This window comes from Deltaproteobacteria bacterium, from assembly GCA_018668695.1.
GTDB lineage: Bacteria > Myxococcota > XYA12-FULL-58-9 > XYA12-FULL-58-9 > JABJBS01 > JABJBS01.
Window position 1 is genome coordinate 1 of sequence record JABJBS010000303.1, and the last position, 7,780, is coordinate 7,780.

The following is a 7,780-nucleotide window of genomic DNA, read 5'->3' on the forward strand; positions in this document are numbered from 1 at the left end:
CCGGTACCGGTACCGGTACCCGTGCCCGTGCCTGCTCCAAGGTTGATACCTCCTGAACCATTGTTTCCGCCGGGAGAAACCACGCCGGAATCCGAGCCGTCATCAGAACCTCCATTCATCACATCTTTGAAGTATTCGTCGGGGTCCAAAACGCCCGTTTGTAAATCGTTTAGAGTCTTCCATGATTCAGTCTTGCTGGTGTCTAAGCCCAGTGACTGAAGGCCCGCTACATCTGAAAGCAATTCATCCAAACTGCCTACTTCTGCTATGGTCTCGGGCAAAGAAAAGGTAGCCCGCACGATGTCTCGTAACTTCGCATCAAGGTCCTCAGGCATGCTGTTCTTTTCGAAAAATCCTGGCTGGTTGTAAACGGCCGTTTCACCAAACATTTGAGCCATCACCACAAACTCGGCCTGCTCTCTTGTAAGCTTAGTGATTTCCATTTCTCCGGAGCGCACGGTAATAAACATGCCAGCCATTTTTTGAAGCTCTTCCAAAGTAGCGGTCGAAAGATGACGCTGACGGGCTAACAAAGCCTTGGCTGAAATGCCGACTGAGTTGTTGGTTTGCGCTGAACCCAGGTGACTCAAGCCACTGAGTACCGACGGATAATTCGCACTGCCAGCGGCAACCGGGGTTGATGAAAATCGAGCCCAATTAGAACCGCTAGATGAAGTGCGGGAAAAGGTATCTCGTGATGGGCTGGACAAAGCACTCATCGACGAGCCGCTGCGATTCGTATCCGACACGGACCTTGCATAACGGGTGTTGGTAAGAGGACTGCGAGTTGAAATGGGCATTCTATTCTCCGGGTGAAGCCCACTCAGGGGCTTTGGTTTGCTCCTAACAAAGCAATCCGCGTGCCAGAAAATTTAACGAGCAATAACAAGCTCTTAGGTGAATGGTGACGAGATATAACGTCGAAACTGACGAACAATGACCAATATGACACTCGCTCTATGCAGAATGCGACAGAGCGAAGATGCTCTCTTAAAAAGTCGCTGGTTGCCCGTCTTCCTTCATCAAGGCGTTCGGCGCTGGCTTCTTCCCGAGGCGGTAAAGAAGCTTAAGATGGCTGATGAAGATTGCCCAACCACCATTGAAGTGATGGTAAGGCAAGCCGCGCTCTTCACAGGTTTGCTTAATGATAGGCGCAATGCCCGGAAAATTGGCGTGAGAGATGCCTGGAAACAAGTGGTGCTCAATATGAAAATTCAAACCGCCGCTGAAGAAATACCAAAGCTTGGAATCATTGCTCCAGTTGGCGGTGCAACGAATCATCGTCTCCGCCCAATCGCCAGTGCGAATATTAAACTCGTTGATGTGCGTATTGTGACTTGCCAGCAATAAGCAGCCTAAATACGCCCCGCCCACCAGCATGCTGGGTACGTAAAACATCATCAAGAAATCTGGGCCCATCACCAAATAGGGAATCACCAAGAAAAGCATCGCGTAAACAAACTTACCCACAAAGAAACAAATCAAATCCCCTGCCCGAAGTGGCTGCAGTGGGACTGTCTGGTACTTGCCCATCATCAAATTGATGGTGTCGGCAATGGGGTAGAAAATGGCGATGGTCGAATACAAAAAAGGCGCATAGAGAAACTGAAAGCGCATATGAAACATCCACGGCATTGCCGGGTTGTTTCGGATCGCTGGCCACGCACCCACAGAGTCGCGATCGTGTTCATAGTCGTTCGTAAAAGAGTGGTGTGAAACCACATGCTGGTGGCGCCACATCAAAGTAGAACCGCCAATAAGCTCATTCACCATCCCTGCCCATTTGTTGAGCTTCGGGTCCTTTGAAAAGGAGCCATGGTTACCATCGTGCTGAATCGCAAGGCCGGCTACCGCCATCATCACGCCCATGAGCGGTGTGAGCCAATAGAACCCAAAAAACACGGTTAACGTATAGAGAACCGCCAAGGAACCCATGATCGTGGCAGTGCGCCTCCAATCATGCCTTTGAGTTGGCAACTTTTTGGCTTTGAGATGAGCGCGCACCCGCTCTTTAAGGACCTGGTAGAGTTCAGACTCGTGGGTGTATTGCCCTTTGGGTAATCCTTCTTCCAGGACCGGTAGCCTCGATAAGACCTTTTGAGCCTTCTTGGTATTGAGGTGGTAGGAGTAAAACATCTCGGTCGCGTCTCGCTCCGCGGCCAGCATCAATAGGTCTTCGCCACCCGGATGCCAGGATGCGAAATCGCTGATATCGTATTTTGTGCCATCGATGATGGTCCACATCCTACTTTTATCCATCGCGTCCTCTACCCTTTTCTCTGGGCTCTCAGGAGCCGGCCAAAGCGTTCTTTACCGTAAGTTTCACTGAAGCCATTTTCGTCCATCACCGTTTTGCCGCCCACGGCAACAAACTTCACGACGCCATCGGAGCGGCGTACCAAGCGCATGCTGCCACCGAAGTCGTCGTCGTAGTGCTCGATGGGGTCGCTGAGTCCGGTTTTGAGCTTTTCTGGATCGATCACCACAAGGTCCGCATGGTCTCCCACACAAATGGTTCCTGCATCTACACCAAGATACTCAGCGACCTCACCGGTCTGCCGATGAATCGCATTCTCGATGGTCATCACATGCGGATTGAGTAGCACCTGCTTTAGAAGCTGCAAGGTGCCATCTTGAAAAGCCATCTGCTGATTGTGCGCACCCGAATCGTTAAACCCTGGAATGATACCGGGATTCTTTAAAAGCTTATGCCGCGGACCATCGCGGTCATTGCCCACCACTGTTTTCCAACGCAGCAAACTGCCATGCTTGGCCATTAGGTCCATAAAGACCTCCACAGGGTCACTCCCTGTCCCCTGGGCAAGCTCCTTGAAGTTCTTCCCAATCTGCTCTGACTCAGGCGATTTCACCACAGTCATCTTGTCCCACATATGGTGGTAGAGTTTGGGGCCACGACGATACCAGTCGGCGCGAAAGCGCTTTCGAAAACCGGCATCCGCAAAAAGCTTTTTCCGGTCTTCTTCTTCAGCATTAATAGCTTCCACACCGGTCGCGAACTCTTCGAAAATGGGCGTATTGGCACCATCGGCGAAATTGAGAAAAGGCGTGGTTAAACACTGCCAGCGGTATTGCGCACGAAATAGAGTATTGATGACCGATGCACCCAGTATGGCCATCAGCCAAATCAAGCGATTGCCGACCACATCCATTGCAGAAACCACCGTTACACGAAGCGCTTTACGAATGAGGCCTGCACTCATAAACATCAGCTGAAGCACCGATTTCTTATCAAGGCCATTGGGCGTAGCCTGCAAGACACGTCCAGCCTTTCTCGCGATATTGGCCAATGCCCGATGCTCACTGATATGAGCGTGCTGGCTTGGGACCGGCTCTCCCAGAAACTCACCCCTCTCAATACGGTGCCACGGTAACATATCAATCGATAAACCCAGGTAACCTGCATCCATCGCTTCTTGCACTGTGTCGCGCATCGTTTGGAGCTCTTCTGCAGTGGCCTTCTCAACAGTCATCGACCGCCGATACCCCATCGCTGCGATACGCACATTGGAGTGGCCTAAGAAAGAGCCCACATTCGGCCCCATAGGAATGGTATCAAGGTGCTCGTAATATTCAGTGACATTTTTCCAGGAGATTCTTCCGCCAAGCCAGCGCTCCACCACTTCTCGTGGCATGCTCTCAACCCGGCAAAAGAGATTCAAAAGCTCTTCTTCGGAACCAAGTGCAATTGAAAGCGAGCAATTGCCCATAATCACATGGGTCACGCCATGGCGAACAGACTCATGCAGACCGGGCTTCACTTCAATCTCTGCATCATAGTGAGCATGCAGATCGAAGAAGCCAGGCGATACCCAGCATCCTTTAGCATCCACTTCACGCCGAGCTGAACCGGAGATCGAGGACTCTATAGCCACCACACGGCCATCTTTGACCGCTACATCCGCCAACACGCCTGGCGAGCCTGTGCCATCGTAAACCGTACCTCCACGAATGACGAGGTCGTACTCTGAGCCTTCTTGCGCCATGGGTCTTTTAGCTCTCTTTCCTGTGGGTTGCTTCTAGCCAGACCCCATTCTTGGGAGCCAGCGCTCCGTTGACCATCGTGGGCTCAACCTTCACCTTGCCCGAAGACTTCGTATGATAACGCTGCGCCATCATCGCCAGCATGATTTTCATCTCATAGGTTGCAAAGAGCGCTCCAGCACATTTTCTTCGGCCTGAAGCAAATGGCATGAGGCTCAAACGAATGACCTTGGCAGAATCAGCATCTTCGTAACGGTCGGGATCGAAAGTATCAGGATTCTTCCAAACATCTGGATGGCGGTGTGCACAGTACGGAAACATGAATATTTGAGAGCCCTTAGGAACCCGGGTGCCACTGAGTTCTGTATCTTCCGTCGCCGTACGCGGAATGAAAATCATAATCGGTGGATACATGCGCATGGCCTCATTCGCCACGTGGCCAGCGTAGACCAGCTTGTCAAGGTCTTCCAAGGTAGGTGAACGCCCACCCAGTACCCTATCCGCTTCCTCACTCAGCTTTGCGGCCTTATCGGGGTGCTCAGTCAAAAGGTGCATTGCCCAAGCCAAAGCAGAAGAAGTGGTTTCATGCCCGGCAATTAAAAGCGTCACCACTTCATCGCGTACACTCTTTAGTGGCATCAGTTCGGGGTCTTCAATATGCAGGTCCAACAATGAATCCAGATAGTCACCATTTTCAGAAGCCTTGCCCCCTCGTTTCTCCACAACCTCGTAAATAACCTTATCGAGGAAATCTACGATTTTCTTATACTTGAAGTACTCAAGGGTCGGGATCCACTTAGGCATGGCCAAGTCGAAGAAACTGGGCGGATCCATGATGTCGTCCATAATCTTATGGAAAGCATCAACGTAAGGGTCGAAGTCGTTCACCAAGAGACACTTAAGGTTGATGTCGAGAGTGAGATCACGCACGAAATGATGCGCATCAAAGTGCTCACCTGCTTGGACATGCTTATCCCAGCCCTCAAACATCTTCTCGCTGGAAGCCACCATTTGGGTGACGTAACCCTTAAGCCGCTTATTGGTATAGTGGGGCTGCAACACGCGACGTGTTTGCTTCCACCGCTCATTGCCCGAAGAGGTCACCAGCCCGTCACCCATTAGCAAGTGGTGGTAGCGGTGAAAATCTCCCTTTTTCTCAAACAGGGCCTGTTTGAAAATTTTGTCGAAATCTTCAGGGTTTCGAATGGCAAATAAATGGTGCCCAAGAAACGAAAGACGGATCACGTCGCCGTAACGACCAAACAAGCTCTGAAGATAGGCCAGCCATTTTTCACAGTCCTGGTAATCCAGCATCTTTAGACGCTCGAAAAAACCAGGACTCTTAGCCAATGGCATGAGCTTAATATCGGCCCCATCAGCCATTGCCTTCACCCTTTTCTTCAATCGGCTCTTCGATACACCAGCCTTTTTTGGCACAGCGTCGCCGTAGCTTGCGCAGCGCAAGTGGCAACAAATCAGCTTTTACATGCAATTCTTCCGCGAAATTAAGCGGGGCTCGAAATGGGTGCTGCTTCTCAATGGATTCCTGGTCTTCGAGAAAAATATTCATGGCCCCCTTTTTCACAAAGCCATCGAAAATCGGCCACGTGTAAAAGTTACGCATGCACAAATACATAATCTTCGTTTCCGTTGCACTCACAGGTACGTGCGACATGAAAAGCAAAACCGTACCGTAAACAATATCGGCTCTTGTGCTGGTGATATTCGGGAGGTGATAGGTAAAGGTTGTTACAGAATCCAAAGGCTTAGGCCACCGCAATCTCAGAATTCCCGGAACCATGGTGGCATGCCGATACTTACCTTGGCCTCCCCACTCACCCTCTTCAAAGTCTTCAAGCGCGAAAAGGGGGTTTTGTTCTTCGCCGTAAGTCTCAGAATGCAAAAATGGTAAATGCGAAACATCAATCGCGTTTTCTGCAACTCGCGTATAATGACCCTTGAGTAACCAATCAAATTCAAACGTTCGCCAACCAGGTTGGCCATACTCAGGCAGCTCTGGGATGGGGGGTCTTTCCGCCTCAGGCAAATCTCCCATAAAGACCCAGATGAAACCGTAATTCTCCTGGGTAGGATAAGATTTAACCTTAGCCTTTTTCGAGATGCTTTGCCCTTCGGTATTGGACGGAATGTGAACACAAGCACCAGACTCGTCGTATTGCCACCCATGATAAGGGCAAGCCAAACAGTCGTTAATCACTCGGCCTCGGGAGAGTTCATCCCCGCGGTGAACACATTTATCTCGTAAGCAAACAACTTCACCACTTGAACGCCGATAAAGGACAAGCTTCTCTCCAAGCAACATCAATGGCGTTGGGGATGTTGTAACCCGTGAACTGAATTCACAGGCATACCAGAAGTTCTTTAGCACTTTAGTTTCTCCACCACCTTCAAGACGGCCTCTCCCCTTACCAACGTAAAGTGATCTGCATCCACATCCACAACCTCGACACCGGTCTTAGAAATTTCCGACCAAGCATCTGCATCCACCGTAGCACTGCCATCTGGCACCAACGAATTCGTCGCGCGTATTAACGTCACAGGCGCTTCCACTTTAGAAGGTTTGTAATTCAAATAAGCTTTCGCATGAGCATCAATAACCTTTTGAAGACGTTCAAACCGTAGGCGGTCATACTCGGTGGTCATCAAACCCAATCGAGTGATTTCTTCTTCCATCGAATGCATCAGCGCCGCCATTCCTTGCTCACCGGTGCCGTTCATTTTCTCCGTCAGAAGCTCGCGGTCTACCCGGAGGTCGTAGGCCATTTGAGCAATCACCCATTCAGGATTCTCACTTAAGGCTTTCAGAGAATCACCGGGGCAATGAGTATCAAGCATGACGATCTGCTCCACCTTATCGCCAGCTGCTTCAATCTGCCGGGCTATCTCAAGGGCCACGGCGCCGCCCATGGACCAACCAGCGATTCGGTAAGGGCCCTCAGGCTGCGTCTCACGCATCCCGGCAACGTAGGCCTTAGCCATGTCTTCCAAATTATGGAAAGGGTGCTCCCCGCTCTCCAAGCCTCGTGCCTGTAGCCCGTAAACGCAGCCGAGCTGAGCACCGATGTCTCGATAACAAAACACTGCGCCGCCCACAGGATGCACCATAAACACAGGTTGTCCTGAAATGTTTTCGCTTACGGAAACCACTGGATCCCATGCAATCGTTTCCATTCCGCCATTCTGAATTGTACGAACCAGAGCGGCTACACCCGAGATGGTTGGATTCTCAAACAAGTCACGCAGCGGTAAATCCAGCCCCATGTCTTGATGAACCTGAGAAACCAGCTGGGCTGCTAAGAGGGAATGACCACCGAGTTCAAAGAAATTATCCAGGACACCGACTTGCTCAACCTTCAGAGCCTTAGCCCAAAGGCCTGAGAGTTCTTCTTCCAACTCGTCTCGAGGCGCCACATAGGGAACCTTCAAGGCGCGCTGACCTAGGGCGCTTGCATCGTGAATTCTTGCGGCAATATGCGCTGCATCGGCAAAGTCTCTAATGATTTCCGGCAGAATACGGCTGCGTCTTGTAAGCGCTGTTTCCGTGCCCACCTGAGCTTGAGTACTCTTCTTCTTCTTCTTTTTACCTTCCACTTCAATCGATGGCGCCAGCTCCAGACCACTTAACTTTCCGGCATCGTATACAAACGTGAAGCTGTCTCCTTCTGGCGGTGTGGCGTCTCCAGAGACCTGCGATAGAAACTGATAAACAGGCCGGTTCTTCTTCGTGCGAATCCACGGAATATGTACTGAACCGAGC

Annotated in this window: 6 protein-coding genes; all 6 read right to left on the bottom strand. The window is 50.8% G+C overall.

The annotated features are described in order from the left end of the window. A partial coding sequence (locus HOK28_16250; GenBank protein ID MBT6434650.1) for a hypothetical protein occupies positions 1-800 on the bottom strand: 800 nt, incomplete at its 3' end. Between the two features lie 190 nt (positions 801-990). Next, positions 991-2,259, bottom strand: coding sequence for a hypothetical protein (locus HOK28_16255; GenBank protein MBT6434651.1), 1,269 nt, complete (start codon positions 2,257-2,259; stop codon positions 991-993). 8 nt (positions 2,260-2,267) lie between these two features. Beyond that, the gene (locus tag HOK28_16260; GenBank protein ID MBT6434652.1) at positions 2,268-4,004 is read right to left on the bottom strand and encodes an amidohydrolase family protein; all 1,737 of its coding nucleotides are present in this window, start codon (positions 4,002-4,004) and stop codon (positions 2,268-2,270) included. A gap of 7 nt (positions 4,005-4,011) precedes the next feature. Continuing rightward, positions 4,012-5,385, bottom strand: a complete 1,374-nt coding sequence (locus HOK28_16265) for a cytochrome P450 (GenBank protein MBT6434653.1) — start codon at positions 5,383-5,385, stop codon at positions 4,012-4,014. Further along, a complete protein-coding gene (locus HOK28_16270) occupies positions 5,378-6,391 on the bottom strand; it encodes an aromatic ring-hydroxylating dioxygenase subunit alpha (protein MBT6434654.1) in 1,014 nt (337 codons plus the stop codon). The genes HOK28_16265 and HOK28_16270 overlap by 8 nt, the downstream gene beginning before the upstream one ends. Further along, positions 6,385-7,780: alpha/beta fold hydrolase (locus tag HOK28_16275; protein ID MBT6434655.1), on the bottom strand; the 1,396-nt coding region annotated here is incomplete at its 5' end. The genes HOK28_16270 and HOK28_16275, both read right to left, overlap by 7 nt.